Here is a 26041-nt window from a genome sequence, read left to right on the forward strand (position 1 = left end):
TTGGTGGGGCAGTGTGGTGGCATTTTGGTACTAATTGTGTAGGAAAATTCGCTCCGGTAATCTCCGCGCCTTTCTAAATGGCCGCTCATTGATCAGCGAATTTTTTGCTCGGTCGCCAGTTCGATGGAGCCAAGAAGGCTTCGATTCACTCAAGTTCGATGAGCTGCAGCAGGGAGCTTTAATGCCCTTCCCATGAATGGGGGCGGGCATCATTTTCATGGACGATTAAGTGTGGAAACTGCAGAAACTGCCAGCTTGAAAGATCGCGCCAGGAAAAAGCTGGAGCGCGATGCCGGCCCGCTCATCATCGATGCGCTCAACGACCCTCAGACCGTCGAGCTGATGTGCAATGGTGACGGCAAACTCTGGCTCGAGCAGCTGGGCCAGCCGATGAAGCACATTGGCGACCTGCGCCCGGCGCAGGCCGAGTCCATCATCAAGACGGTGGCCGGCTTCCATGGCAAGGAAGTGACCCGCAGCAAGCCACTGCTCGAAGGCGAATGGCCGCTGGACGGCTCGCGCTTCGCCGGCCAGCTGCCGCCGGTCGTGCGCGCAGCCACTTTCGCCATCCGCAAGAAGGCAGTGGCCATCTACACCCTCGACCAGTACGTCGAATCGTCGATCATGACGCCTGCCCAGTGCGATGCGATCAAGCGCGCCATCCGCGAGCACCGCAACATCCTGGTGATCGGTGGTACCGGTACCGGCAAGACCACCTTGGTCAACGCGGTGATCAACGAAATGGTCGTCGAGTTCCCCAGCGAGCGCGTGTTCATCATCGAGGACACCGGCGAGATTCAATGCGCGGCGAAGAATTTCGTGCAGTACCACACCACCGTGGACGTGAGCATGACCCACCTGCTCAAAACGTCCCTCCGCATGCGCCCCGATCGCATCCTGGTCGGTGAAGTGCGTGGCGAAGAGGCGCTTGACCTGATCGATGCGTGGAACACCGGCCACCCCGGTGGCGCGGCTACTTTGCATGCCAACAGCGCCAGCGAGGGGCTGACCCGTCTGAAGTCCCTGGTTTCCCGCAACAAATCGGCCCCAGCCGAGATCGAGCCGCTGATTGGCGAAGCGGTTCATGTCGTCATTTCCATCGCCAGAACCCCAGAAGGCCGTCGCGTCCAGGAGATCCTCGAGGTTTCCGGGTACGAAAACGGCCGTTACCTCATGCGCAACCTTTAAGGAAAATATCGCACATGCAAGCCAGTACCTCGCTGTTCCGCTTCAACGCCCAAACCTTCGGTTACCTGGCCTTCAGCTTCCTGTTGCTGGCTGTGATGGTGGCTCCGGAAAACGCCTTCGCCTCTTCCAGCACCGGTGGTTCGTTGCCCTATGAGAGCTGGCTGACCTCTCTGCGTCAATCGGTTACCGGCCCTGTTGCTTTCGCCCTGTCGATCATCGGCATTGTGGTCGCGGGGGGCGTCCTGATCTTCGGCGGTGACCTCAATGGCTTCTTCCGTACGTTGATCTTCCTGGTGCTGGTAATGGCACTTATCGTTGGCGCCAACAACATCATGACCACCTTCTTCGGCACCAGCGCCGAGCTGGCGCAGCTGCTGCCGCAGTATGGTCCGGTGCAAGGTCAGGTCTGAACCATGACCCTGCGCACGATTCCCATCCGGCGGGCCGGAAACCGGGACAACCTGTTCATGGGCGGGGATCGCGAGCTGGTGATGTTTTCCGGGTTGCTCGCCTTCGCGCTGATCTTCAGTGCCCAGGAAGTTCGGGCAACCGTGGTCGGCCTGGTGCTGTGGTTCGGTGCCCTGTTCGTGCTCCGCGTCATGGCCAAGGCCGACCCGAAGATGCGTCACGTCTACCTGCGCCATCGCCGCTACAAGTCCTATTACCCGGCGCGTAGCACGCCGTTCAGGGACAATCCTCCAAGTCAGGGAAGTCAATACAAATGATCGAAGGTATTGCGTATGCCATCGCTGCCCTCGGTGCTTTGCTGGTACTGCTGCTGGTTCAGCGCTTGCTGCAGGTGGATGCCGAACTCAAGCTGAAGAAGCATCGCTCGAAAGACGCTGGCCTCGCCGACCTGCTGAACCATGCGGCGATGGTCGACGATGGCGTTATCGTGGGCAAGAACGGCGCCTTCATGGCCGCCTGGCTGTACCGCGGTGATGACAACGCCAGCAGCACCGAAGCGCAGCGCGAACTGGTTTCGCTGCGCATCAACCAGGCCTTGGCCGGCCTGGGTAACGGCTGGATGATCCACGTCGATGCGGTGCGCCGTCCGGCGTCGAACTACTCTGCGAAAGGTGTCTCGCACTTCGCTGACAGCCTGACTGCAGCCATCGACGAAGAGCGCCGTGCGTACTTCGAATCGCTGGGGACCATGTACGAAGGTTACTTCGTGCTGACCCTCACCTATTTCCCACCGATGCTGGCGCAACAGAAATTCGTTGAACTGATGTTCGACGACGACACTGCGCCGCCAGACGCCAAGGCTCGTACACGTAACCTGATCGAGCAATTCAAGCGTGACTGTCTCGGCGTCGAAGGCAGCCTTTCCTCGGTGCTCAAGTTGACGCGCCTGAAAGGCAACCGCATGGTCACCGAGGAAGGTGCCGAGATCACCCATGACGACCTGCTCAGCTGGGTGCAGTTCTGTGTCACTGGTGTAAGCCAGCCGGTCCTGCTGCCAAGCAACCCGATGTACCTGGATGCTGTCATCGGCGGCAAGGAACTTTGGGGGGGCGTAGTACCCAAAATTGGTCGCAACTTCGTCCAGGTAGTGGCCATCGAAGGGTTCCCGCTGGAGTCAGCCCCCGGCATTCTCGCGGCGCTGGCTGAACTGCCTTGCGAATACCGCTGGTCCAGCCGCTTCATTTTCATGGACACCCATGAGGCGGTCCAGCACCTGGAAAAGTACCGCAAGAAGTGGAAGCAGAAAGTGCGCGGCTTCTTCGACCAGGTATTCAATACCAACAATGGCAACATCGACCAGGACGCCCTGGCCATGGTGCAGGACGCCGCCGACGCGATTGCCGAAGTCAATAGCGGCCTGGTTGCGCAGGGGTACTACACCAGTGTGGTGGTGCTCATGAATGAGGACCGTGCCCAGCTGGAAGAAGCTGCCCGCAAGGTCGAGAAAGCCATTGAACGCATGGGCTTTGCCGCCCGCATCGAATCGATCAACACGCTCGACGCCTACCTCGGCAGCCTGCCTGGGCACGGCGTGGAAAACGTGCGGCGGCCACTGATCAACACCCTCAACCTGGCCGACCTGCTGCCTACCAGCAGCATCTGGACCGGCAGTGCCGATGCGCCCTGCCCACTCTACCCGCCCCTGTCGCCAGCGCTGATGCACTGCGTGACCAGCGGTGCCACACCGTTCCGCCTGAACCTGCATGTGCGGGACCTGGGCCATACCTTCATGTTCGGCCCGACCGGCGCTGGCAAGTCAACACACCTGGCACTGATTGCGGCTCAGCTGCGTCGCTATCAGGGCATGTCGATTTTCGCCTTCGACAAAGGTATGTCCATGTACCCGCTGGCGGCCGGTATTCGTGCTGAAAGCGGAGGTCTGTCCGGTCGTCACTTCACCGTGGCGGCAGACGACGAGCGCCTGGCCTTCTGCCCGTTGCAATTCCTTGAAACCAAGGGCGACCGCGCCTGGGCGATGGAATGGCTGGACACCGTGCTGGCGCTCAATGGTCTGGAGACCACCGCGGCGCAGCGCAACGAGATCGGCCATGCGGTAATGACCATGTACCGCGACGGCTCCCGCACGTTGTCCGAATTCTGCATCATCGTGCAGGACGAGGCCGTGCGTGAAACCCTGCGCCAGTACACGGTCGACGGCACGATGGGCCACTTGCTCGATGCCGAGGAAGACGGCCTGGCGCTGTCCGACTTCACCGTGTTCGAGATCGAGGAACTGATGAACCTGGGCGACAAGTACGCCTTGCCGGTGCTTCTGTACCTGTTCCGCCGCATTGAATGCGCACTCAAGGGGCAGCCCGCGGTGATCATTCTCGACGAAGCCTGGCTGATGCTCGGCCACCCGGCCTTCCGCGAGAAAATCCGCGAGTGGCTCAAGGTATTGCGTAAAGCCAACTGCCTGGTGCTGATGGCCACCCAGAGCCTGTCGGACGCGGCCAACTCGGGGATCCTCGATGTCATCGTCGAGTCCACCGCCACCAAGATCTTCCTGCCCAACGTCTATGCCCGCGACGAGGACACCGCTGCCCTCTACCGGCGCATGGGGCTGAACGCCCGGCAGATCGAAATCCTCGCCACCGCTATTCCCAAGCGCCAGTACTACTACGTGTCGGAGAACGGCCGACGCCTCTACGACCTGGCCCTGGGCCCGCTGGCGCTGGCCTTCGTCGGCTCTTCCGACAAAGAGTCGGTGGCCGCCATCAAGCGCCTGGAAGCCAAGTACGGTGATGGCTGGGTGGCCGAGTGGCTGGCGGCCAGGGGCCTCAGATTGAACGACTATGGAGTGGCCGCATGAGCCTCGCTGAAAGTATCAAGGGGATGGTCATGAAACGCCCCGCCAAGGCTTCCGCCACTAACGGTGAAAGCAACACGGCCGGCCCCAAGGGTGCCGTGCTCGATAACCCGTACCTCACCGCCCGTCGTACGTGGAACGACCATGTTGGTAGCGTGGTGACTTCGCGTCAGTCCTGGCAGGTGGTAGGCATCCTTTCGATGATGGTCGCCCTTGCCGGTGTCGGCGGCATCATCCATATCGGTAGCCAGTCCAAGTTCGTGCCTTACGTCGTGGAAGTCGACAAGCTCGGCCAACCGATGGCAGTCGCGCCGGCGCAGGTGGCCCAGCCCGTCGACCTGCGGGTGGTGAAGTCACAGGTGGCCTTGTTTATCGCGGATGCCCGCACCGTTACACCGGATGTCGCACTTCTGCGCAAATCGATCTTCCGCCTGTACGCCTTGCTGGCGCCGAACGACGCGGCGACGCAGAAGATGAACGAGTGGCTCAATGGTACCAAGGAATCGAGCCCGTTCCTGCGTGCAGCCGAGGAAACCGTCAGCGTCGATATCCGCTCGGTCATGCAGCAGACCCCGGAAACCTGGCAGGTCGATTGGGAAGAAGTCACCCGTGACCGCCAGGGCCTGATCAAGAGCAAGGCCAACTGGCGTGCCCTGGTGACCACCTACACCGCCGAACCTACTACCCAGACCAGCGAAGAGCAAATACGGATGAACCCGATCGGGACTTACGTGCGCGACTTCTCCTGGTCCAAGCAACTCTGAAGGACCGACCATGAACCGCTACCTTTGCGCCATCCTCGCGGCACTCCTGCCCGCGTTCGCGCAGGCCGCGCCAGGAACAAGCCAGGCCGATCTGTACTTCTCCGACGCCAATCCGACCCTGACGCCGCAAGAGAAGGCCGCGTTGGCCATTTCCCAGCGTTGGCAGCAGGCCAGCGCCACTGGCATCAAGCCAGTGGACGGCGGCGACGGCACCGCCCGTTTCATTTATGGCGCCCAGCAGCCGAGTATCGTCTGCGCCGTGCTGCAGGTCTGCGACATCGCCCTGCAAGCCGGTGAGCAGGTCAACTCGATCAACCTTGGCGACACTGCACGCTGGACGGTCGAGCCGGCCATCACCGGCATGGGCGAGAGCGAGGTCCAGCACCTGATCATCAAGCCGATGGATGTGGGGCTGGAAACCTCCCTGGTGGTCACCACCAACCGTCGCACCTACCACTTCAAGCTGCGCTCGCACCGTACCCAGTACATGCCGCAAGTCGCCTTCACCTATCCGGAAGAGGCACTGGCGAAATGGAACCTGATCAAGAACCGCGAAGCGACCGAGCGCAAGAAGGCGACCATTCCGGAAACCGGTGAGTACCTGGGCAACCTGAACTTCGACTACACCGTCAGCGGCGATACCTCTTGGAAGCCGGTGCGGGTCTACAACGATGGCAGCAAGACCATCATCCAGATGCCGCGCAGCATGGCCCAGACCGAAGCGCCGTCGCTGTTGGTGGTGCGCAAGGACGGTGGCTGGTTCCGCGATGACGAGACCGTGATGGTCAACTACCGCATCCAGGGCGACCGCTACATCGTCGATACCGTCTTCGACAAGGCCATCCTGATTGCCGGTGTCGGAAAGTCCCAGGACCGTATCACCATCCAGCGGGGTAAATGATATGCGCGCATGGATTGCACTGTTCGCCCCCCTCTGGCTCGCCGCGTGCGCAAGCGGCCCATATGGCAACTTCGCCGAGCGCACCACGCCGGCGATCAACCAGCAGCTGGCCGGTGCCACCGTGCGCCAGCTGGCCGTGGTTCACCCACCGGCCAGCACGCGCCTGCGGATCAACCAGGAAACCCCCGATGGCTATGGCGCCTCGCTGGTGAGCACGCTGCGCGCTGCCGGCTTCTCGGTGCAGGAATTCGACCCCAAGGCCCAGCCTGCGCCAACGCCGGCCGGTACGGTTGCGCCGCTGCCAGTCAACTATATCGTCGATGCGCCCAAGGACAGCGAGCTGTTCCGCGTCACCCTGCTGGTCGGGCGCGAATCCCTGAGCCGCGTCTACGCGGTACAGAACGGCCGCCTGTTTGCCGCAGGTGCCTGGGTGCGCAAGGAGTGACGAGCAATGAGTAACATGAACGACGCCATGTCTCCGGACGCGTCCCCCGGCAAGCTGAACCGCAGCGCTGGTGTGCGCCGGGTCAACAACTGGCCGATGTACATCATTGGCGGTGCTGCCATGACCTTCTTGCTGATCATGCTGCTGGTCGCAGCCGATCGTGCGGAGAAGCAGAACAAGCCGGTGGAAAAGGAAGCTGAAAAAGCCGGCAACAGCAGCCTGTTTGCGCAGCAGATCAACGGCATCGATTCGGATGGCATCATCCCGAGCAAGGCCGAGCCGCCGGCCTTGCCGGTGCTGGACAACACGCAAGCCCAGCCGGCCGGCCTGCAGGTTGTGCGACCGACCAACCTCGACGCACCACCCATGCCACCGCGTGAAATGCTGTCAGACGTCAATGCCGAAGAGCTCGAGCGCATTCGGCGCATGAAGATGCAGCAGCTCCAGGAAGCCGTTCAGGCACGCAGCACCGTGCAGGTCACGGCGCCACGCAGCGCGGGCTCGAGTGCTGCTGGCGGTGCTGGTGGCCCGCTCAGTCAGCAGGACGCCCTGGCCCGTATCGCTGCCGCGCGTCAACGCCTGGATGAACAATCGCGCAGTGATCCGAATGCGGCCTTCAGAGCCCGACTGGCCGAGTTGCGCTCTGCCGGCATTGGTGCGGGCGCGGGCGGTGGTGGCGGAGCAGAAAGCGACTCGCCATTCCTGATGCAGGCGTCGGCCAGCAGCGGCAAGGACTACAAGCAGTTCGGCAACACCCCTGGCGAAGATCGCTGGCGGCTGGATGCCAGCCCTGAGGCGCCACGCAGCCCCTACGAACTGCGGGCAGGCTTCGTTATTCCAGCCATGCTGGTGTCCGGTATCAATTCCGAGTTGCCGGGGCAGATCATGGCCCAGATATCGCAGGCGGTGTACGACACGGCCACCGGCAAGCACCTGCTGCTTCCGCAAGGCTCGCGCTTGGTCGGCAGCTACTCCAGCGATGTCGCTTACGGCCAGAAACGCGTACTGGTCGCTTGGCAGCGCATCATCTTCCCTGATGGCAAGGCGATGGACATCGGCTCGATGCCTGGCGCAGACATGGGCGGCTATTCCGGCTTCGAAGACAAGGTCAACAACCACTACGTACGGATCTTTGGGTCGGCCCTGTTGATGTCCGGCATCGTTGCCGGTATCAGCCTCAGCCAGGACCGCGCCAGCAGCGACAGCTCCGACCGCGAGACGGCCAGCAGCGCCATGAGTGAAGCGCTCGGCCAGCAACTCGGCCAGGTTACCGCACAGATGATTGCGAAGAACCTGAACATTGCGCCCACGCTGGAGATTCGTCCGGGGTATCGCTTCAACGTGATGGTAACCAAGGACCTGACGTTCTCGAAGCCTTACCAGTCCTTCGATTACTGATGACACACGCCAAGGAGAGGAACATGAAGTCTACGACGTTAGTGAAACCTGCGATTGCGCTGTTGGCCGGTCTGGGATTCACCTTGCAGGCTCAAGCCGGTATTCCTGTTATCGATGGGGCGAACGTTGCCCTGAATCAGGTCACAATGGCCGAAAGCATCGCGCAGACACTTAAGCAGATCGAAGAGTACAAAATGCAGTCAGATCAATTTCTGACTCAGGTACAGCAGTTCACAACGCAAAAGGAACAGTACGCCAACATGTTGCAGAACACTGCGGCACCTGTGACGAACATCTGGGGGCAAGCGCAGGACACCATAAAAAAGCTAACAGCCGCTACCGACACTTTGGAGTACTACAAGCAACAGGCGGGTAGCCTGGAGCAGTACCTGAGCAAATTCCAAGACCTCGACTATTACAGAAATAGCCCATGCTTCACTGCATCGGGCTGCTCTGATGCCGAGCGGGCTAATCTGGAAAAGAGCCAGGAACAGGCTAGCCGTAGTCAGAAAAAGGCCAATGACGCTATGTTCCAAGGCCTCGAGCAACAGCAGGCCAATATCCGGCGCGATTCTGACAGGCTTCAGGACCTACAACGAGATGCGCAAGATGCGAAGGGGCAGATGCAAGCCATCGGCTATGCCAACCAGTTGGCAAGCCAACAAGCCAACCAGTTATTGCAAATACGTGCTCTGCTGATGGCTCAACAGAACGCACTCGCCACCAAGATGCAAGCTGAAGCCGACAAGGATGCCCAGCATCAGGCTGCTAGCGAGCAGTTCTGGGACATGGGAGGCGCAACCAACCGCAGCAAAAGCAAGGGGTATACACCATGAAACACGCTATCAATATTGCCGTTCTCGTTGTCTTGTCCGCTGTAATGCTGAGCGGCTGCTGGGATTCTGAAGTTGAAAAGAAGGCCAAGGAGCAAGAACAGCAGTCCAAAGATTTCTGGGACATGGGCGGTCCTACTGACCGCAGCAAGAGCAAGGGTTACACACCATGAGACAGCGCGTCCTCTGGTGGGTGGCTTTGCTGTCTTTGCTATTGCTTTCGCAAACGGCAGCGGCAGCCGACTCAGGGGTCCTGAACGATGTGGTCGACAAGTTCAAGCAAGCTACCAATGGTTGGGCCAGCGTCATCCAGGGTTATGCAACCTGGTTGTTCTGGACCTTGGCCACCATTTCCCTTGTTTGGACCTTCGGCTTCATGGCGCTACGTAAAGCAGATATCGGTGAGTTCTTTGCTGAATTTCTTCGGTTCTGCATTTTTACAGGTTTTTACCTGTGGTTACTGCGCAACGGACCAGAATATGCCATGAGTATTATCCGCTCGATGATGACCATCGGGGCCAAGGCTGGTGGGGTGGCGGAGCTAAATCCCTCTACGCCCGTAGATATTGCATTCGATATTCTGGAGCGGTCATTCAAGAGCTTGAGCATGCGCCACCCTATCGATAGCATTGGGATCATTCTGGTTTCCCTGATCATTTTGGTGTGCTTGGCCACAGTGGCTGCCAATGTTCTTCTTGTCCTAGTAACCGCGTGGATTATGGCCTACGCCGGCATGTTTGTGCTTGGCTTCGGTGGCTCGCGCTGGACGTCCGAGATCGCCATGGGCTATTTCCGCACCGTGGCCGGGCTTGGAATGAAGCTACTGACCATGACCCTGATGATCGGGATTGCTACGTCTGTAGTTAATGGCCACTTAGCAGACATAGCCAACGGTGCGTCGATCAGCCAGCTTCTGGTCATTTGCGTTGTGGCCCTTGTGCTCGCCATGCTGATTCACAGTTTGCCCAATATGGTTGCCGGTTTGATCCCTGGCGGTGGCGGCGCAGCAGGTTCTGTTGGCTCGTTCAGCACAGGCGCCGTTGCCGGCGCTGCCGCTGGCGCTGCTTCAACGGCCATGTCCATGGCGAGTAATATGGCCGGTGCGGCGCAATCCATGTATTCGGCATTCAAAGGTTCGCAATCCAGTGTGGCAGCAGGCACGGATATCGCTTCGCGTATCTCCGGAATGCTGGGCGGTGGTGGCAGTGCTGGCGGTGACAGCAGCGCGGGTAGCAATAGTGCAGGTACCAATAATAGTGCTGGCGGAGCCACCCCATTGAGTGGCGTCATGGGGTTGGCATCGGTAGCTTCTGGGAGCCTTGGGGGGCGGGCGGACTCTGCGCTCTCTTCGATGTCAGCGATGGCAGGTGAAGCGTCCGCCGCTGGTGAGCAAAACTCTGGCGCCGGTTCGGAGGGTTCTGCTGGCGCTGGCTCCGAGGCCAGTGCGGGTGGGTCGATGCAGGATAGTCCAGGAGGATCCACGGAAAGCGCATCCGCCGGCAGTTCTGAGGCTTTGGCTCAAGCGGCTGGCGGGAGCGGTCGCGTCGAGACAGTTGGGTCATCCAGCGGTGCGACTCAAACCAAGGGGACCGCTGGAAGGAGCGACGGTGGCCTATCCAGCAAGGCAGGTACTGCTGGTCGTGTCGCTCTCGATATGGGCGCCAGTCTGCTCTCCGGCATGGGACAGATGGCCCAGTCGCGTATCGACAAGAGCTTCGCTGGGAAACTGGCTGCAGAGATTTCCAAACCCGGGTCCAGCAACGCGACCAAGCTGGACACTGCTTCATCCAGCCGAAGTTTTGACCCGGCTGCCGAGGTGGCAGCCTATCGCGACAGCAAACAGGAAAAAGCCTAGACAAGGAGTTCGCATGGCCATTGCAAAACTACTATCGGCAACTTTACTGACCGCCACCTTCGCCATCGCCCTCCCCGCCGAAGCCCGCGATCCTTGTGCCACTGTGCTGTGCATGTGGGGCAAGCTCAAGGGCGCCGGCGTGGTGGCAAACTGCGATGGCCCGGTCGCCGACTACTTCAGCATCGTCAAGCGGAAGAAAGGCAAGATCAAGCTGAGCCAGACCGCTGACGCCCGCAAGTCCTTCCTCGACAGCTGTCCGAAGGCCGACCCGAGCGCGACCAGGTCGATCAACAACAAGTTCGGCAAGGTCATCTGAGGCGCGCCCGGGATGCCATTCGTTGCCGACGCACCGCCACCGGCCCTCAGCGAGCCGATCGCCTGTTCGATCATGGCCGCCGTGAAGTACGAACTGCCGGTGAATATCGTGCTCGCCGTGGCCGCCCAGGAGGGTGGCAAGCCGGGCCAGTGGGTGCGCAACCGCAACGGCACCTACGACGTGGGGCCCATGCAGTTCAATACCTCGTACCTGCGCGAACTCTCGCGCTATGGCATCACCCCCGAGGATGTCGAACAGGGTGGCTGCTATTCCTACGACCTGGCGGCCTGGCGCCTGCGTGGCCATGTGCGTAACGACCGCGGCGACCTGTGGACGCGGGTAGCCAACTATCATTCACGCACGCCAGCGATCAATGCGCGCTACCGCCAGCAGGTGATGCGTCGCGCGGCCTGGTGGGCCGACTGGCTCGATGAGCGCTTCGCCACGCAGCAGGTGGCGCAAGGTGCGGTGTTATCCAGCGTGCCGAGCGAGGTTCCGGTGGCGGCTGCCGAAACGGTTCCGGCGGTGGAGGCGGCTGTCGTGCGGCAGCCGGTCACGTCGCAAACCGCCCCTACGTCGGCCTATGTACCCCGTGGACTGGTGACGGGGAGCAGGTGAGGGAGCAGGTGGTCTTGGATGGAGCATTGCGAAATCCTGCGTAGCGCGGTCGTGAGACAGTTGTTACTGCTGACCTACTTAACTGGTGGCCCCTGGCCACAGGTTTATCGATATTCTTCGCCTCACGCAAGGCGACTTGAGCTGCGACGCGACATCAAACAGGGACCCGCCGAGAGCCATGTTCAGGGAGATTGAGATTGAACGGTAAAACCATCGATGCGAAAGCATCCAGTTCGGGCAGAGCCTATTGCCGCACCTCTGACCTCTGGTCGGGGCTGCGCCTGGGCTCGCTAATCCCTCTGCTGCTGGGGGCCTGTGTGCTCCTGCCTGCCACTTCATCTTCGCTTCAAGCCAAGGAGATTTCCATGCAAGACAATCAAGGCCAGTATCAACCCTACACCCCGGGCATGAAGTTGCCTGATGGTGTGTTTCCGCCCATGCCCGGCTACACCCATGCAGACCTTATCGCGGCAGCACAGGTACGAGTGGAGGCGTTCATGAAGGAGCAGGGTATCGATCCGACCCTGATGCGGGAGTCGTTGATTGCTCTGGCGTCTCACCTGAACACGCAGTTCGAGAAGGAAGGCGTCGAGTACCAGGTAGCCAGCTGGTATCAGAAGCCTTATGACGACCCGTCCGCACGTGCCCGTAGTGTCGAGCGAATGGGTGAAGATTTTGGCGGTGCAGCCGTCGACGCGGCAGCCGATTCGCTGAGTGGCTCGCCGTTGTTGCTCAAGGGCAAGGAGTTCTACAAAGCCTACATTGGTGCCGCCGGTGATGGCGTGCATGACCTTATCGTGACCCTGAACAAAAAGAGTTCCTGAGGAAACGTCGGCGCGGCGACGCGCCGGTGGATTTACGTTTTAGCCACGTGGCACTTCATAGGGATATGACATGGGCGATGCATTGCGCTTCACGGTGTATTTCGACGGCACCGGCAATAACAAAGATCTGAATACACCTGAGGGCACGCAAACCAACGTCGCCCGGCTATTCGACCTGGATACGGCCAAAGGCACCAATCTGGCGCGCAATTCGGGGCATGTCCCACAGCAATACGATGCCCAGGACCGCTCCGGCCAATCGGAAAAGGTCTACTTCGACGGGGTTGGCAGTCAAGGCAAGACCTCGGCGCGCTCAGCCCTGGAGGGCGGCACCGGGTTGGGTGGCCAGGAGCGTATCGACCAGGCGTACGACGCCATCGTTGCTTTCCACAACAAGTACCCAGACCAGAAGATCGACGTGAATATCGTCGGCTTCAGCCGTGGTGCCGCACAGTCCCGAGCACTGGCCAACGAATTCATCGAGCGCGGCGTTCCCAAGCTGGATGAGCAGGGCAAAGCGACCGGCGATTTCCTGATTCCTCCCGGCCAGGCCCATGTGAACAAGCTGGGTATCTTCGATACCGTGGCTTCCTATGGCAACGCGATGTCGGATACCCACCTGGGCAAGAACCTGGAGATCGGCAAGAACGTCGATTCGACCACGCACCTCGTGGCGGCAAACGAGTACCGTGACACCTTTCGCCTGACCAGTGCCCTGCGCAATGACGACAATTCGCGTATCGAGGAGTTGAAGTTTCCGGGTGCGCACTCGCAGGTTGGCGGTGGCTACAAGGACGACGTACTGGCCGCTGGCCCTCTGGCGGTGATGTATGACCGCCTGCAATCGGCTGGCATCGAGATGAAGCCGATGCAACAGGAAGACTTGCAGCGTATCGGTCAGTACAACGAAGTGATCAAGAGCCCGGAGAAAGTCCAGGAGGCGCTGATCGATTCGCGGTTGATCCATGGTAAGGACGCGTTCACCCGTGGCGCTGACGGCGCCTTTCAGACCGTCGATAACACGCCCTTTCCGATGGAGCGTGGCACGATCAATATCTTTGATCGCCAGACCCATCCTTTCGACCACCAGACGAATGGTCGGGGAATCATTTTCGAGAATGACAACTCCTTGAGCAAGAGTGGTATTCAGCGGGGCGCCGAGTCGGTTGGAAGCTGGTTCGCCGAAAAAGGCTCCCAGCTCAAGGATCGTGCATCCGAGTACCTCGGCTTGCGCAGTCGTTCCGAGCGTCAGGAGGCACGGGCAGATTCATTCGAACAGGAATTGGCCAAGTACCGGCAGGCTGCCACCCAGCAGAGCCAGGACATGGCCAACACGATGACAGGTTCGCGACCTGATCAAAGCTTTATCAGCAGCCTGAACCTGCAACCCGTGCCAGTCCCCAAGGATCTCAAACAGGGTCAGCAGCAAGACCCCCAGGCGCAGCAACGCAGCGACTCGTTCAAGGCCATGGAAGAGAAGGCCCTTGGCCTCAACCCGTCGGCCAGCGTTGGCGAAGCCTCGCAAACCGGGCGCAAGGCCACCAGCGGACTGGTTGTCGACATGGACGAGCATCACATCCTGCAGAAGATCGGCCAGACCGACCAGTTCGTCATTCATGACCGCCGCGATGTTGACCCGAGCCGCAACTTCCAGGTGGGCAAGAGCACCGCGATCGTGCATGAGAAAGGTGTCGGCGAAGTGGCCCAAAACGTCGCGTCGAAACTCGAGCTGGATGTGGGCCTGTCTCAGGCGATGCGCCGATGAATGAACGTCGTCCGATTGGTGCGGTTGCCGTGCAGCAAGGGCAGAAGACCTTCGCCCTGCCTCGCCTGCAATTGGCTGACGGTGCCCTGGAGGCGTTGAAATGGCTGGCGTTGCTGTTGATGACCGGCGACCACGTCAACAAGTACCTGTTCAACGAGACCTTGCCATACCTGTTCGAGGCCGGGCGGTTGGCGATGCCATTGTTCGTGATGGTACTGGCCTGCAATCTGGCGCGCCCGGGTGTCGGGGTAACGGGCGCCTACCGCCGCACTGCGATGCGCCTGTGTCTGTTCGGTGTGTTGGCGACACCGCCGTTCATTGCGCTGGGTGGGCTGCTGTATGGCGCCTATCCGCTGAACATTCTCTTTACCCTGCTGGTAATCACCTTGGTCACCGCTGCTTGTGAGCGTGCGGCGGCCGGGCAAGCACATTACTGGGCTATCGCGCTGTGCGTGTTCGTGGTCGGCGGAGCACTGGTGGAATTCTGGTGGCCGGCCGTGCTGTTGGGGCTGAGCGTGGGCTGGTATGTGCGGCGTCCGAACGCCATGGCGGGCGTGGGCGTCGTGGTTTCGCTGGCGGCGCTGTCACCGATCAATGGCAACGCCTGGGCGTTCGCCGCCCTGCCCTTGCTGCTGGTGGCCGGTTGGTTGCAGCCGAAGCTGCCACGCTGGCGCTGGCTGTTCTACGGCTATTACCCCCTGCATTTGCTGGTGCTCTGGTTGATCCGCATCCCGATGGCCAAGGCCGGTTACTTATTCCTGATATGAAGCAGGTCCCCATGGACGATCCAAACAAGGCCAAGGCCCGGCTCGGAGAAGCCGGGCAGGCCGTTGAAGCCCAGGCCCAGGCGCTGGCGACCGAGCAGACCGCCCTGCTCGAAGGCAGCCCGGTGCAGATGCGCTACACCCAGGCCTTGGGTGAGTACGTCGAACAGAAGGCGGAACAGGCCCAAGCGCTGGAGCAGCGCCTGGAGAGCCTGGTGCAGCGTCAGCAGGCGCAGCTGCAGCAGAACCTGGCCGGCCGCCCGGGCTGGCTCGCCCTACCCTCCACCCGTGCCACCTGGGAACAGTGCAACCAGCGCTGCCAGGCGCGCCTGCTACAACTGCAGGGCCGTCTCGAGCGGGTGCAGGAGCTGCATCACGGCATGGGCCTTTACAGTCCGCGCATCGAGGAGCTGGCGGTGCGCCGCCTGCGTGCCGAGCAGCCCGAGCTGGCCGAGCAGTGGAGCCTGCAGCGCCAGGCCGAGCGCTCCCTGACCGAAGCGCAGCGGCGCAACCAGGCTCAGGACCTTGGGCGTTCACGCACCTCGTCGCCCTGAATCAGTATTCCCTTTTCAATTCCTTCGTTCACGGAGCGAACCCATGAAACACAATAACGCCGTCGGCCCGCAGATCCGCGGTGGCCAGCGTAGCAGCGGCAGTACTTGGCAGTCTTTGCTGGCGATCTTCTTCTTGCTCGCCGGCCTGGCCACTGCCACCCAGTACTTCGCCTACCTGTTCCAGTACCACGCGGCGCTGGGCGCCAATCTCAACGGCGTTTATGCACCGTGGATGATTCTGGTATGGGCCGCCAACTGGTCGGGCCAGTATCAGGACCCGCTGATGCGCGCCGGCTCCCTTGGCATGCTGGTCAGTGGTGTGGGCATGATAGCGGTGATGATCATCCGCCTGATCAACAGCAACAGCGCCAAGGCCAATGCCTTCCTGCACGGTTCGGCGCGTTGGGGCGAGCGCAAGGACATCGAGAGTGCCGGCTTGCTGGCCGACGAGGGTGTGTATGTGGGCGCCTGGCTGGACAAGCGTAACAAGCTGCATTACCTGCGCCACAATGGCCCAGAGCACATTCTTACGTTCGCCCCGACCCGCAGCGGCAAGGGCGTCGGTCTGGTGATTCCGACCTTGTTGTCGTGGAAGCACAGCGCAGTGATTACCGACCTCAAAGGCGAGCTATGGGCGCTGACCGCCGGCTGGCGGCAGAAGCATGCCGGCAACAAGGTGCTGCGCTTCGAGCCGGCCACGGCAAATGGCTGCGTGGGCTGGAACCCGCTGGAGGAAATCCGCCTTGGTACCGAATTCGAGGTGGGTGATGTGCAGAACCTGGCGACGTTGATTGTCGACCCGGATGGCAAGGGCCTCAACGACCACTGGCAAAAAACGTCGCAGGCAATGCTGGTGGGCTGCATCCTGCACCTGTGCTACCGCTCGCTGGATGAGGGAGGCGTGGCCAGTCTGCCAGCCTTGGACGCCATGCTCGCCGACCCATCGCGTCCGATCAACGAGCTGTGGGAGGAAATGACCCACTACGGGCACCTTGGCGGTGAAAACCACCCGCTGGTGGGCTCCGCCGCGCGTGACATGCTTGATCGCCCCGCGGAAGAGGCCGGCTCGGTGCTGTCCACAGCCAAATCGTACCTGTCGTTGTTCCGCGACCCGATCGTGGCGCGCAACGTCGCCCGCTCGGAGTTCAAGATCCGCGACCTGATGAACCACGACGACCCGGTCAGCCTGTTCATCATCACCCAGCCCAACGACAAGGCGCGCCTGCGCCCCTTGGTGCGCATCCTGGTGAACATGATAGTGCGCCTGCTGGCCGACAAGATGGACTTTGAGGACGGCCGGCCCAAGGCCCATTACAAGCACCGCCTGCTGATGATGCTCGATGAGTTCCCGAGCCTGGGCAAGCTCGACATCATGCAGGAGTCGCTGGCCTTTGTGGCCGGCTACGGTATCAAGTGCTACCTGATCATCCAGGACTTGTCGCAGCTGCAGGAGTTCTACGGGCAGAACGAGAGCATCACCTCCAACTGCCATATTCAGAACGCCTACCCGCCGAACCGCGTGGAAACCGCAGAGCATCTATCCAAGCTCACCGGGCAGACCACTATCATCAAGGAGCAGATCACTACCAGCGGGCGTCGCTCCAGTGTGCTGCTCGGCCAAGTGTCGCGCACCATCCAGGAAGTGCAGCGACCGCTGCTGACCACCGATGAGGCCCTGCGCATGCCCGGCCCGCGCAAGGACAGCCAGGGCAACATCCAGGAAGCCGGCGATATGGTGGTGTATTGTGCTGGCTACCCGGCGTTCTACGGCAAGCAGCCGCTGTACTTCCAGGACCCGATCTTCCTTGCCCGCGCAAAGGTGCCTGCGCCGCGTGAAAGCGACCGAACCATCGACATACGTGGCTCGGCGACGCCGGCATGAGACGTCCGCTGAGCGTGGCCGCGCTGCTGGGCATCCTGGTCTTGCTGCTGTTGCCGCTGGTGTTGCACGGCGGCGCCCGGATCAACGTCACCAGCAGCTTCCCGCCGGGCATTTACTGGGTAGTCGACAAGGCGCCGGAGAAAGGCGACCTGGTCATGTTCTGCCCGCCCCCGCAGCCGGTGTTCGACCTGGCCAACGCGCGAGGTTACCTGAGCAGCGGGCCATGCCCAGGGGGGTACATGCGCATGATCAAACGCTTGGTAGCAGTTGCGGGGGACGAGGTGCGGATCGCCGCCGAGGGCGTTACTGTCAACGGCGAGCTGCAGCCGCGCAGCCAGCCTTTGTCCAAGGATCCCAGCGGCCGCAGCATGCCGCACCCGGCATTGACGCATTTCCGCCTGGCTGATGGCGAGGTATTGATGCTTTCCGATTACAGCCGGTTGTCGTTCGATGGTCGCTACTTTGGCGCAGTGCCTCGGGTTCAGCTGGATGAGGTGATCAGGCCCTGGCTGGTGTGGGATCGCCAGCCCCGGTAAATGCTGGGGTGTGCTAACCCCAGTACTACTCATTGGAATGAATAATTACACTAATGGTACTTGGCAGCTGATGGTTTTTTGCTATTATCCAGTTCCCGCCTCTTTCATCTGGAACCCCCGTTCTAGAGCCTTCGAATTAAGCTTCAGTTAAGTTTTCCTCGCTAGCGTAGGAAATCAGTCCACACCGACTGTGATCTATGGCCCGTGCGTGTCATCTAAATCCCTGCATAGCCAGAATCTTTCACCGGTAAAATGGATTTACCTATACACCGTCAAGAGGATGAATCATGCCCATCAAGGACCCATCCAAGGTCGTACCGCAGGTCCCCGCGGAGAGCGCCGATGCCGCCCTTAAGCACATCGTCGACGGCTTCCTGCGTTTTCACCATGACGTTTTCCCCGAGCAGCAAGAGCTGTTCAAGAAGCTCGCCACCGCGCAAACACCGCGTGCCATGTTCATCACCTGCGCCGACTCGCGCATCGTTCCCGAGCTGATCACCCAGAGTTCGCCTGGCGACCTGTTCGTGACCCGTAACGTCGGTAACGTGGTACCGCCTTATGGCCAGATGAACGGCGGCGTTTCCAGCGCCATCGAGTACGCCGTACTGGCGTTGAAAGTGCATCACATCATCGTCTGCGGCCACTCCGACTGCGGCGCCATGCGCGCGGTACTCAACCCGCAATCGCTGACCAAGATGCCGACCGTATCCGCCTGGTTGCGCCACGCCGAAGTGGCCCGTACCGTGGTCGAGAACAACTGCTCGTGCGGCAGCGAACACGAAACGATGCAAGTGCTGACCAAGGAAAACGTCATCGCCCAGCTGCATCACCTGCGCACCCACCCTTCGGTGGCTTCGCGCCTGGCCGCCGGTGAGCTGTTCATCCATGGCTGGGTCTACGACATCGAGACCAGCAAGATCGAAGCCTACGACGCCGCCAGCGATAGCTTCCTGCCCCTGGCCGCCGGCGAGCCGGTCCCCTGCGCTACTCCGAGAGGCCGCTACTAAGCGACCCATCCGCCCGCTGAAACCTTGATAGCCGGCTGCACCCCGTAGGGTGTGGCGCGGCCTTCGGCTGCCTTGAATTCCCTGACTGCCTGCCGGCACGCCCGCTGGCGGCCCGCGCCTGCGCGCTCGTCAGGGGCAAACGTGCCCACGGCCAGGGGAATGGCTGTGTGACAGAGAAAGGAGAAACACGGTGAACATTACACAGTTGAAAACGGCCCTGCCGCGTGAGTTGCTGGCGTCGGTGGTGGTCTTCCTGGTTGCCCTGCCGTTGTGCATGGGCATTGCGATCGCCTCGGGCATGCCGCCAGCCAAAGGCCTGATTACCGGCATTATCGGCGGCATTGTCGTGGGTTTCCTCGCCGGTTCGCCGCTGCAGGTCAGTGGCCCTGCAGCGGGCCTGGCGGTACTGGTGTTCGAGTTGGTGCGCCAGCATGGCATGGCCATGCTCGGGCCGATCCTGCTGCTGGCCGGCTTGCTGCAATTGCTGGCTGGGCGCTTGCGCCTGGGCTGCTGGTTCCGGGTTACCGCGCCGGCGGTTGTGTACGGCATGCTGGCCGGGATTGGCGTGCTGATCGTGCTGTCGCAGGTGCATGTGATGTTCGACACCGCGCCGCAGCCTTCCGGCATGCAGAACCTGCTGGAGTTCCCGGCGACGGTGGCCGCAGCCCTGCCACATGAAAACGCCGGCTCCGGCTGGGTGGCCGGTGTGCTGGGCCTTGGCACCATCGCCATCATGTGGGGCTGGGAGCGCCTGCGGCCGCAGCGGCTGCGCTTCGTCCCGGGTGCCCTGCTGGGCGTGTCGGCCATGACGGCAATCAGTATGTGGCTGGCCTTGCCGGTGAACCGCGTACAGGTGCCGGCCGACCTGTCCGAGGCCATCGACTGGATCCGCCCTGGTGACCTGATGCAACTGGCCGACCCTACCCTGCTGGTTGCCGCGTTTGCCCTGGCCTTCATCGCCAGTGCCGAAACCTTGTTGTCGGCTGCAGCGGTTGACCGCATGCACAGCGGCCAGCGTTCGGACTTCGACCGTGAGCTGTCGGCCCAGGGCATCGGCAACATGCTGTGCGGGGTGTTGGGCGCGTTGCCGATGACCGGGGTGATCGTGCGTAGCTCGGCCAACGTGCAGGCGGGTGCACAGACCCGGGCTTCGGCAATCTTCCATGGCCTTTGGTTGCTGGCATTCGTGGTTGCGCTGAGCAGCGTTTTGCAGCAGATCCCGGTGACGAGCCTGGCGGGTGTGCTGGTGTTTACCGGGGTCAAGCTGGTGGATTTCAAGGCGTTTCGCGGCCTTGGCCGCTATGGCCGTATGCCGATGTTCACCTACGCGGCGACGGCGCTGGCGATCATCTTTACCGACCTGCTGACCGGCGTGCTGCTGGGCTTTGCCCTGACCTTGCTGAAGCTGGCTCTGAAGGCGGCGCGGTTGAAGATCAACCTGGTCAGCCTGGAGAAGGCTGGGCACATGGAACTGCGGCTTAGTGGTGCCGCCACCTTCCTCAAGGTGCCGGCGCTGACTCAGGTGCTGGATAGCGTGCCGGCGGGGACCACGCTGCACGTGCCGCTGGGTAACCTGAGCTATATCGACCACTCGTGCCTTGAGCTGCTGGAGGACTGGGGTCGCAGCAATTCGGCCAATGGGTCGCGGTTGCTGATCGAGCAGCGGCGCCTGAAGCGGCGGATCGAGGGGCGGATGCGGACTACGGCGGGGATTGGGGCTTGAAGCTGAAAGCCTGTATCGCCTGAACTGGCCGCTTCGCGGGTAAACCCGCTCCCACAGGTACTGCACAGGCTTTGAACCCTGTGCAGTACCTGTGGGAGCGGGCGTGCCCGCGAAGAGGCCGGGACAGGAAATCAGGCCGGCTGGCCCAACTCCACACCCAGCTGACGAGACAGGCACGGCCAGCGCTTCCACGCCGCACCCGTTTCCGGGCTGCTCAATTTCTCGCGGTAGGCCTCCACCGACTCCACCGCGAAGCTTTCGTCGTTCAACATTTCGTCCACCGAATGGTGCACCACTTCATCCAGCTGGTTGGCAAAGGTCTCGCCAATCAACTGGTGGGCAATCAGGTTGGCGACGGTGGTGTCGACCGGGATCAGCGGCTGCTGGAAGTGACGGATGTACAGGTCGTTCACCTCTTCCACCAGGCGGTGCGCCAGGTAGGCCTCATCCAGCAGGCAGTCCAGGCCCACATGCCCTTGCATCACGCTGGGTGGCTGCAGGAAGTAGGCTTCGGCAATTTTCAGTACAGGTTTGATCTGCGATTCGATTCCGGCCTCGCGGGCAACCGCGTGGGCGGCCTCCAGCAGTTCCGGAACCTGGTCGATGTAGGCGCTGACGAAGCGCGCCAAAGTACCCTGGGCGTCCTGCTCAGGCAGTTGGATCGAGGGGTGCAGGTGGGGCAGTTGCAGCTCGAGACGCTTTTTCAGTTGGCCGGTCTGGCCTTCGTGTTGATGGGCTTGGCTTACCTGCTCGCGTACAGCAGCGATGTTCATGACAACTCCAGGGACATTACGTTTCAAACGGAAGACACTAAATTAGCTCGGTATACAGAATACCTAAGACGCATTTGTTATAAGTCGCGCAAACGTGTGCATGCTCAGGCATATCGAAACGCCAGTATTGTGCCATGCCGTGTCAAGCGCGCGGTTTTCAGGCTATTCAGCCATTTCATCGAGTTCATTTCACGGGCTTCGTTGCGTGCCGTTGGTCGCTGTCTATACTCCCGGTGAACGTGATTCGTTGATGAGGCCCGACTGCTTTTAGCAGGGGCTCGGTCGTCGAAGCCAGGCAGTCTTGACCACCGTTCCCTCTTGCCGCAGGCCACGCCTCCGGGACTACAAGAACGAGAAGGGGAACCCGCAATGATGCGACATCCACATGTCTGGATGGGCCTCCTGTTGTGGTCGGTTTTTGGTCAGGCCAACGCCGCCTGGACCGTGAACATGCACCCGGGGGCGACGGAAGTCTCCAACGCCGTCTTCGACCTGCACATGACCATCTTCTGGATCTGCGTGATCATCGGTATCGTGGTGTTCGGTGCGATGTTCTGGTCGATGGTCATCCACCGCCGCTCCACCGGCCAGCAGGCTGCGCATTTTCACGAGCACACCTGGGTGGAAATCCTCTGGACCGTGGTCCCCTTCCTGATCCTGGTGGCCATGGCCATCCCGGCCACCAGGACCCTGATCGACATCTACGATGCCAGCGAGTCGGACATCGATATCCAGGTTACCGGCTACCAGTGGAAGTGGCACTACAAATACCTGGGCCAGGACGTGGAGTTCTTCAGCAACCTGGCCACCCCCACCGAACAGATCCATAACAAGGCACCCAAGGACGAGCACTACCTGCTCGAAGTCGACCAGCCGCTGGTGCTGCCGGTGGGCGCCAAGGTGCGCTTCCTGGTGACTGCTGCCGACGTCATCCACTCCTGGTGGGTGCCGGCCTTTGCGGTCAAGCGTGATGCCATCCCCGGCTTCGTCAACGAAGCCTGGACCCGTATCGAGAAGCCCGGCATCTACCGCGGCCAGTGCACCGAGCTGTGCGGCAAGGACCACGGCTTCATGCCGGTGGTGGTCGAGGTCAAGTCCAAGGCCGACTACGACACCTGGCTGGGCGAGCGCAAGGCTGAAGCTGCCAAGCTCAAGGAGCTGACCAGCAAGGAATGGACCCTGGAAGAACTGGTGGAACGTGGTGACAAGGTCTACCACACCACCTGCGTGGCCTGTCACCAGGCCGAAGGCCAGGGCCTGCCGCCAATGTTCCCGGCGCTCAAGGGCTCGAAGATCGCCACCGGGCCGAAGGAAGCCCACCTGGGCATCGTCTTCCACGGCAAGCCCGGCACCGCCATGGCCGCGTTCGGCAAGCAGCTCTCGGAAGTCGATATCGCCGCCGTGGTCACCTACGAGCGCAACGCCTGGGGCAACAACAAGGGTGACATGGTCACGCCGAAGGACGTGCTGGCGCTGAAGCAGGCAGAAGCGCAATGAACCGGGTTACTCGCGGCAATCAATGGATTGCAGGAGACAGGACATGAGTGCAGTGATCGACGACCACGCCCACGGCCATGAGCATGCACACGGCCCGGCCAAGGGCCTGATGCGCTGGGTGCTGACCACCAACCACAAGGACATCGGCACGATGTACCTGTGGTTCAGCTTCCTGATGTTCCTGCTCGGTGGCTCGTTCGCCATGGTGATCCGCGCCGAGCTGTTCCAGCCCGGCCTGCAAATCGTCCAGCCGGAGTTCTTCAACCAGATGACCACCATGCACGGCCTGATCATGGTGTTCGGTGCGGTGATGCCGGCCTTCGTCGGCCTGGCCAACTGGATGATCCCGCTGATGATCGGCGCGCCCGACATGGCCCTGCCGCGGATGAACAACTTCAGCTTCTGGCTGCTGCCGGCGGCTTTCCTGCTGCTGGTCTCGACCCTGTTCAGCCCGGGCGGCGGGCCCAACTTCGGCTGGACCTTCTACGCCCCGCTGTCCACCACCTATGCGCCGGCCAGCGTCACCTTCTTCATCTTTGCCATCCACCTGATGGGCATCAGCTCGATCATGGGCGCGATCAACGTGATTGCCACCATCCTCAACCTGCGTGCCCCGGGCATGACCCTGATGAAGATGCCGCTGTTCGTCTGGACCTGGCTGATTACCGCGTTCCTGCTGATTGCGGTGATGCCGGTGCTGGCTGGCGTGGTGACCATGATGCTGATGGACATCCACTTCGGCACCAGCTTCTTCAGTGCCGCCGGCGGTGGTGACCCGGTGCTGTTCCAGCACGTGTTCTGGTTCTTCGGCCACCCCGAGGTGTACATCATGATCCTGCCGGCCTTCGGCGCGGTCAGTTCGATCATCCCGGCGTTCTCGCGCAAACCACTGTTCGGCTATACCTCGATGGTGTACGCCACCGGCGCCATCGCCTTCCTGTCGTTCATCGTCTGGGCCCACCACATGTTCGTGGTCGGTATCCCGGTGGTCGGCGAGCTGTTCTTCATGTACGCCACCATGCTGATCGCCGTGCCTACCGGGGTGAAGGTGTTCAACTGGGTCAGCACCATGTGGGAAGGCTCGCTGACCTTCGAGACGCCGATGCTGTTCGCCATCGCCTTCGTCATCCTGTTCACCATCGGCGGTTTCAGCGGGCTGATGCTGGCGATCGCCCCGGCGGACTTCCAGTACCACGACACCTACTTCGTGGTGGCGCACTTCCACTATGTGCTGGTGCCTGGGGCGATCTTCGGCATCTTCGCCTCGGCCTACTACTGGCTGCCGAAATGGACCGGCCACATGTACGACGAAACCCTCGGCAAGCTGCACTTCTGGCTATCGTTCGTCGGCATGAACATGGCCTTCTTCCCCATGCACTTCGTGGGGTTGGCCGGCATGCCACGGCGGATTCCCGACTACAACCTGCAGTTCGCCGACTTCAACATGGTGTCGTCGATCGGCGCGTTCATGTTCGGCGCCACGCAGATCTTCTTCCTGTTCATCGTCATCAAGTGTATTCGTGGCGGCGCGCCGGCACCGGCCAAGCCCTGGGATGGCGCCGAGGGCCTGGAGTGGTCGATCCCTTCGCCTGCGCCGTATCACACCTTCCAGACGCCACCGGAAGTGAAATAGGAACCGTGCCATGAACGGCCTTTCGCTGAAGCGCCTGGTGTTGCGCCTGCTGATGCTGACGGTGGTGATGTTCGCCTTCGGCTTTGCCCTGGTGCCTATCTATGACGTGATGTGCAAGGCCTTCGGCATCAACGGCAAGACCGGTGGGCAGTATGAAGGCAGCCAGATCAGCGACCCCACGCGTTCGGTGCGGGTGCAGTTCATGTCGACCAATGCCAGCGACATGGTCTGGGACTTCTACTCCACCGCCGACCAGTTGGAGGTCAACCCGGGGGCGGTGAACCAGATGATCTTCATCGCTCACAACCCGACCGACCGGCCGATGAGTGCGCAAGCCATCCCCAGCATCACCCCGGCCGAGGCCGCGGCGTACTTCCACAAGACCGAGTGCTTCTGCTTTACCCAGCAGGTGCTGCAGCCCGGCGAACGCATCGAGATGCCGGTGCGCTTCATCGTCGACCGCGACCTGCCGGCCAGCGTGAAGCACCTGACACTGGCCTACACCTTGTTCGACATCACCGCTCGCCACCCGCCGGTCGCGCATGTCGCGGCCCAGGACGTCCAGGGCGCCCGTTAAGGGAAGGAGAACAGCAATGGCAAGTCATGAGCACTACTACGTCCCGGCGCAGAGCAAGTGGCCGATCATCGCCACCATCGGCATGTTCATCACGGTGTTCGGCCTGGGTACCTGGTTCAACGACATGAAGGCTGGCCACCCCGAGTCGCACGGGCCGCTGATCTTCTTCATCGGCGCGTTGTTCCTGGCCTACATGCTGTTCGGCTGGTTCGGTTCGGTGGTACGGGAGAGCCGCGCGGGGCTGTACAGCCCGCAGCTGGACCGCTCGTTCCGCTGGGGCATGAGCTGGTTCATCTTCTCCGAGGTGATGTTCTTCCTGGCCTTCTTCGGTGCGCTGTTCTACGTGCGCGTGCTGGCCGGGCCGTGGCTTGGCGGTGAAGGGGCCAAGGGTGTTGCGCACATGTTGTGGCCGACCTTCGAATTCACCTGGCCGCTGCTGCACACGCCCGACCCGAAACTGTTCCCGCCGCCCAAGGAAGTGATCGACCCGTGGCACCTGCCGCTGATCAACACCATCTTGCTGGTCAGTTCCAGCGTGACCATCACCATCGCCCACCATGCCCTGCGCCGTGACCACCGTGGCCCGCTGAAATTCTGGATGGCGCTGACCATCATCCTGGGCGCCAGCTTCATCGCGTTGCAGGCCTACGAGTACCACGAGGCCTATACCAAGCTGGGGTTGACCCTGGGATCGGGGATCTATGGCGCGACGTTCTTCATGCTAACCGGCTTCCACGGCGCCCACGTTACCTTGGGCACGATCATCCTGATCGTGATGTTCGTGCGCATCTTGCGCGGGCATTTCAACCCGGAGAAACACTTTGGTTTCGAGGCGGCCAGTTGGTACTGGCATTTCGTCGATGTGGTGTGGGTGGGGTTGTTCATCTTTGTCTATGTGTTGTGAATAAAGA

Annotated in this window: 26 protein-coding genes; 25 read left to right on the forward strand and 1 reads right to left on the reverse strand. The window is 61.4% G+C overall.

The features are described 5' to 3' along the window. Window positions 1–231: 231 nt before the first annotated feature. The 21 genes from trbB to M2S36_RS05140 all read left to right on the forward strand — a co-directional run bounded on the left by trbB (window position 232) and on the right by M2S36_RS05140 (window position 20650). A complete protein-coding gene (gene trbB / locus M2S36_RS05040) occupies window positions 232–1188 on the forward strand; it encodes a P-type conjugative transfer ATPase TrbB (RefSeq protein ID WP_256202908.1) in 957 nt (318 codons plus the stop codon). Between the two features lie 14 nt (window positions 1189–1202). Next, the gene (gene trbC / locus M2S36_RS05045; RefSeq protein ID WP_333956791.1) at window positions 1203–1598 is read left to right on the forward strand and encodes a conjugal transfer system pilin TrbC; all 396 of its coding nucleotides are present in this window, start codon (window positions 1203–1205) and stop codon (window positions 1596–1598) included. Window positions 1599–1601: 3 nt separating this feature from the next. Then, entirely contained in the window at window positions 1602–1913 is a 312-nt protein-coding gene (locus M2S36_RS05050; RefSeq protein ID WP_063912333.1) for a conjugal transfer protein TrbD, read from the forward strand. After that, a complete protein-coding gene (locus tag M2S36_RS05055) occupies window positions 1910–4468 on the forward strand; it encodes a VirB4 family type IV secretion/conjugal transfer ATPase (RefSeq protein ID WP_333956792.1) in 2559 nt (852 codons plus the stop codon). Before M2S36_RS05050 ends, M2S36_RS05055 begins: the two co-directional genes overlap by 4 nt. After that, window positions 4465–5229 carry a conjugal transfer protein TrbF gene (locus tag M2S36_RS05060; protein WP_063912335.1) on the forward strand — a complete coding sequence of 255 codons (765 nt, stop codon included), beginning with the start codon at window positions 4465–4467 and terminating at the stop codon, window positions 5227–5229. The genes M2S36_RS05055 and M2S36_RS05060 overlap by 4 nt, the downstream gene beginning before the upstream one ends. 10 nt (window positions 5230–5239) lie before the next feature. Further along, entirely contained in the window at window positions 5240–6130 is an 891-nt protein-coding gene (gene trbG / locus M2S36_RS05065; protein ID WP_186671597.1) for a P-type conjugative transfer protein TrbG, read from the forward strand. Between the two features lies 1 nt (window position 6131). After that, window positions 6132–6575 (forward strand): conjugal transfer protein TrbH, encoded by a 444-nt coding sequence (locus M2S36_RS05070; protein WP_333956793.1) that lies wholly within the window; start codon window positions 6132–6134, stop codon window positions 6573–6575. A gap of 6 nt (window positions 6576–6581) precedes the next feature. Next, window positions 6582–7973: a TrbI/VirB10 family protein gene (locus M2S36_RS05075; RefSeq protein WP_333956794.1), complete on the forward strand. Its 1392-nt coding sequence runs from the start codon at window positions 6582–6584 to the stop codon at window positions 7971–7973. Between the two features lie 23 nt (window positions 7974–7996). Beyond that, window positions 7997–8809, forward strand: a complete 813-nt coding sequence (gene trbJ / locus M2S36_RS05080) for a P-type conjugative transfer protein TrbJ (protein ID WP_333956796.1) — start codon at window positions 7997–7999, stop codon at window positions 8807–8809. Further along, window positions 8806–8979 carry a hypothetical protein gene (locus M2S36_RS05085; protein ID WP_156510856.1) on the forward strand — a complete coding sequence of 58 codons (174 nt, stop codon included), beginning with the start codon at window positions 8806–8808 and terminating at the stop codon, window positions 8977–8979. The genes trbJ and M2S36_RS05085 overlap by 4 nt, the downstream gene beginning before the upstream one ends. Further along, window positions 8976–10661 (forward strand): P-type conjugative transfer protein TrbL, encoded by a 1686-nt coding sequence (gene trbL / locus M2S36_RS05090; protein WP_333956797.1) that lies wholly within the window; start codon window positions 8976–8978, stop codon window positions 10659–10661. The genes M2S36_RS05085 and trbL overlap by 4 nt, the downstream gene beginning before the upstream one ends. Window positions 10662–10674: 13 nt before the next feature. Continuing rightward, window positions 10675–10977 (forward strand): TrbM/KikA/MpfK family conjugal transfer protein, encoded by a 303-nt coding sequence (locus M2S36_RS05095; RefSeq protein ID WP_063912341.1) that lies wholly within the window; start codon window positions 10675–10677, stop codon window positions 10975–10977. Between the two features lie 12 nt (window positions 10978–10989). Next, window positions 10990–11595 (forward strand): transglycosylase SLT domain-containing protein, encoded by a 606-nt coding sequence (locus tag M2S36_RS05100; protein WP_333956798.1) that lies wholly within the window; start codon window positions 10990–10992, stop codon window positions 11593–11595. Between the two features lie 365 nt (window positions 11596–11960). Beyond that, window positions 11961–12419, forward strand: a complete 459-nt coding sequence (locus M2S36_RS05105) for a hypothetical protein (RefSeq protein WP_333956799.1) — start codon at window positions 11961–11963, stop codon at window positions 12417–12419. 70 nt (window positions 12420–12489) lie between these two features. Continuing rightward, window positions 12490–14184, forward strand: coding sequence for a DUF2235 domain-containing protein (locus tag M2S36_RS05110; RefSeq protein ID WP_333956800.1), 1695 nt, complete (start codon window positions 12490–12492; stop codon window positions 14182–14184). Further along, the gene (locus M2S36_RS05115; protein ID WP_333956801.1) at window positions 14181–14951 is read left to right on the forward strand and encodes a TraX family protein; all 771 of its coding nucleotides are present in this window, start codon (window positions 14181–14183) and stop codon (window positions 14949–14951) included. Before M2S36_RS05110 ends, M2S36_RS05115 begins: the two co-directional genes overlap by 4 nt. A gap of 11 nt (window positions 14952–14962) precedes the next feature. Continuing rightward, a complete protein-coding gene (locus tag M2S36_RS05120; RefSeq protein ID WP_063912349.1) occupies window positions 14963–15502 on the forward strand; it encodes an IncP plasmid survival protein KfrC family protein in 540 nt (179 codons plus the stop codon). Window positions 15503–15545: 43 nt separating this feature from the next. Continuing rightward, window positions 15546–17384, forward strand: coding sequence for a type IV secretory system conjugative DNA transfer family protein (locus M2S36_RS05125; protein WP_333956802.1), 1839 nt, complete (start codon window positions 15546–15548; stop codon window positions 17382–17384). Beyond that, window positions 17381–17920, forward strand: a complete 540-nt coding sequence (gene traF, locus M2S36_RS05130) for a conjugative transfer signal peptidase TraF (RefSeq protein ID WP_333956803.1) — start codon at window positions 17381–17383, stop codon at window positions 17918–17920. The genes M2S36_RS05125 and traF overlap by 4 nt, the downstream gene beginning before the upstream one ends. Before the next feature lie 287 nt (window positions 17921–18207). Beyond that, window positions 18208–18927 carry a carbonic anhydrase gene (locus tag M2S36_RS05135; protein WP_063912352.1) on the forward strand — a complete coding sequence of 240 codons (720 nt, stop codon included), beginning with the start codon at window positions 18208–18210 and terminating at the stop codon, window positions 18925–18927. 190 nt (window positions 18928–19117) lie between these two features. Further along, window positions 19118–20650, forward strand: coding sequence for a SulP family inorganic anion transporter (locus M2S36_RS05140; protein ID WP_333956805.1), 1533 nt, complete (start codon window positions 19118–19120; stop codon window positions 20648–20650). 131 nt (window positions 20651–20781) lie between these two features. On the opposite strand, the gene M2S36_RS05145 is transcribed toward M2S36_RS05140, so the two are convergent. Continuing rightward, window positions 20782–21423, reverse strand: coding sequence for a hypothetical protein (locus tag M2S36_RS05145; protein WP_207831478.1), 642 nt, complete (start codon window positions 21421–21423; stop codon window positions 20782–20784). A gap of 369 nt (window positions 21424–21792) precedes the next feature. Between M2S36_RS05145 and coxB the strand changes: the two genes are divergently transcribed. From coxB to M2S36_RS05165, 4 genes are read left to right on the forward strand one after another with little or no spacing between them, the layout of a single operon-like run. Next, a complete protein-coding gene (gene coxB, locus M2S36_RS05150) occupies window positions 21793–22920 on the forward strand; it encodes a cytochrome c oxidase subunit II (RefSeq protein ID WP_207831480.1) in 1128 nt (375 codons plus the stop codon). A 43-nt stretch (window positions 22921–22963) separates the two neighbouring features. Then, window positions 22964–24553 carry a cytochrome c oxidase subunit I gene (gene ctaD, locus M2S36_RS05155; protein ID WP_207831482.1) on the forward strand — a complete coding sequence of 530 codons (1590 nt, stop codon included), beginning with the start codon at window positions 22964–22966 and terminating at the stop codon, window positions 24551–24553. 10 nt (window positions 24554–24563) lie between these two features. Next, window positions 24564–25130: a cytochrome c oxidase assembly protein gene (locus tag M2S36_RS05160; RefSeq protein ID WP_063912355.1), complete on the forward strand. Its 567-nt coding sequence runs from the start codon at window positions 24564–24566 to the stop codon at window positions 25128–25130. Window positions 25131–25146: 16 nt separating this feature from the next. Further along, window positions 25147–26034, forward strand: a complete 888-nt coding sequence (locus tag M2S36_RS05165; protein ID WP_087501037.1) for a cytochrome c oxidase subunit 3 — start codon at window positions 25147–25149, stop codon at window positions 26032–26034. Window positions 26035–26041: the final 7 nt, after the last annotated feature.

The organism is Pseudomonas sp. SF2 (assembly GCF_036858055.1).
GTDB lineage: Bacteria > Pseudomonadota > Gammaproteobacteria > Pseudomonadales > Pseudomonadaceae > Aquipseudomonas.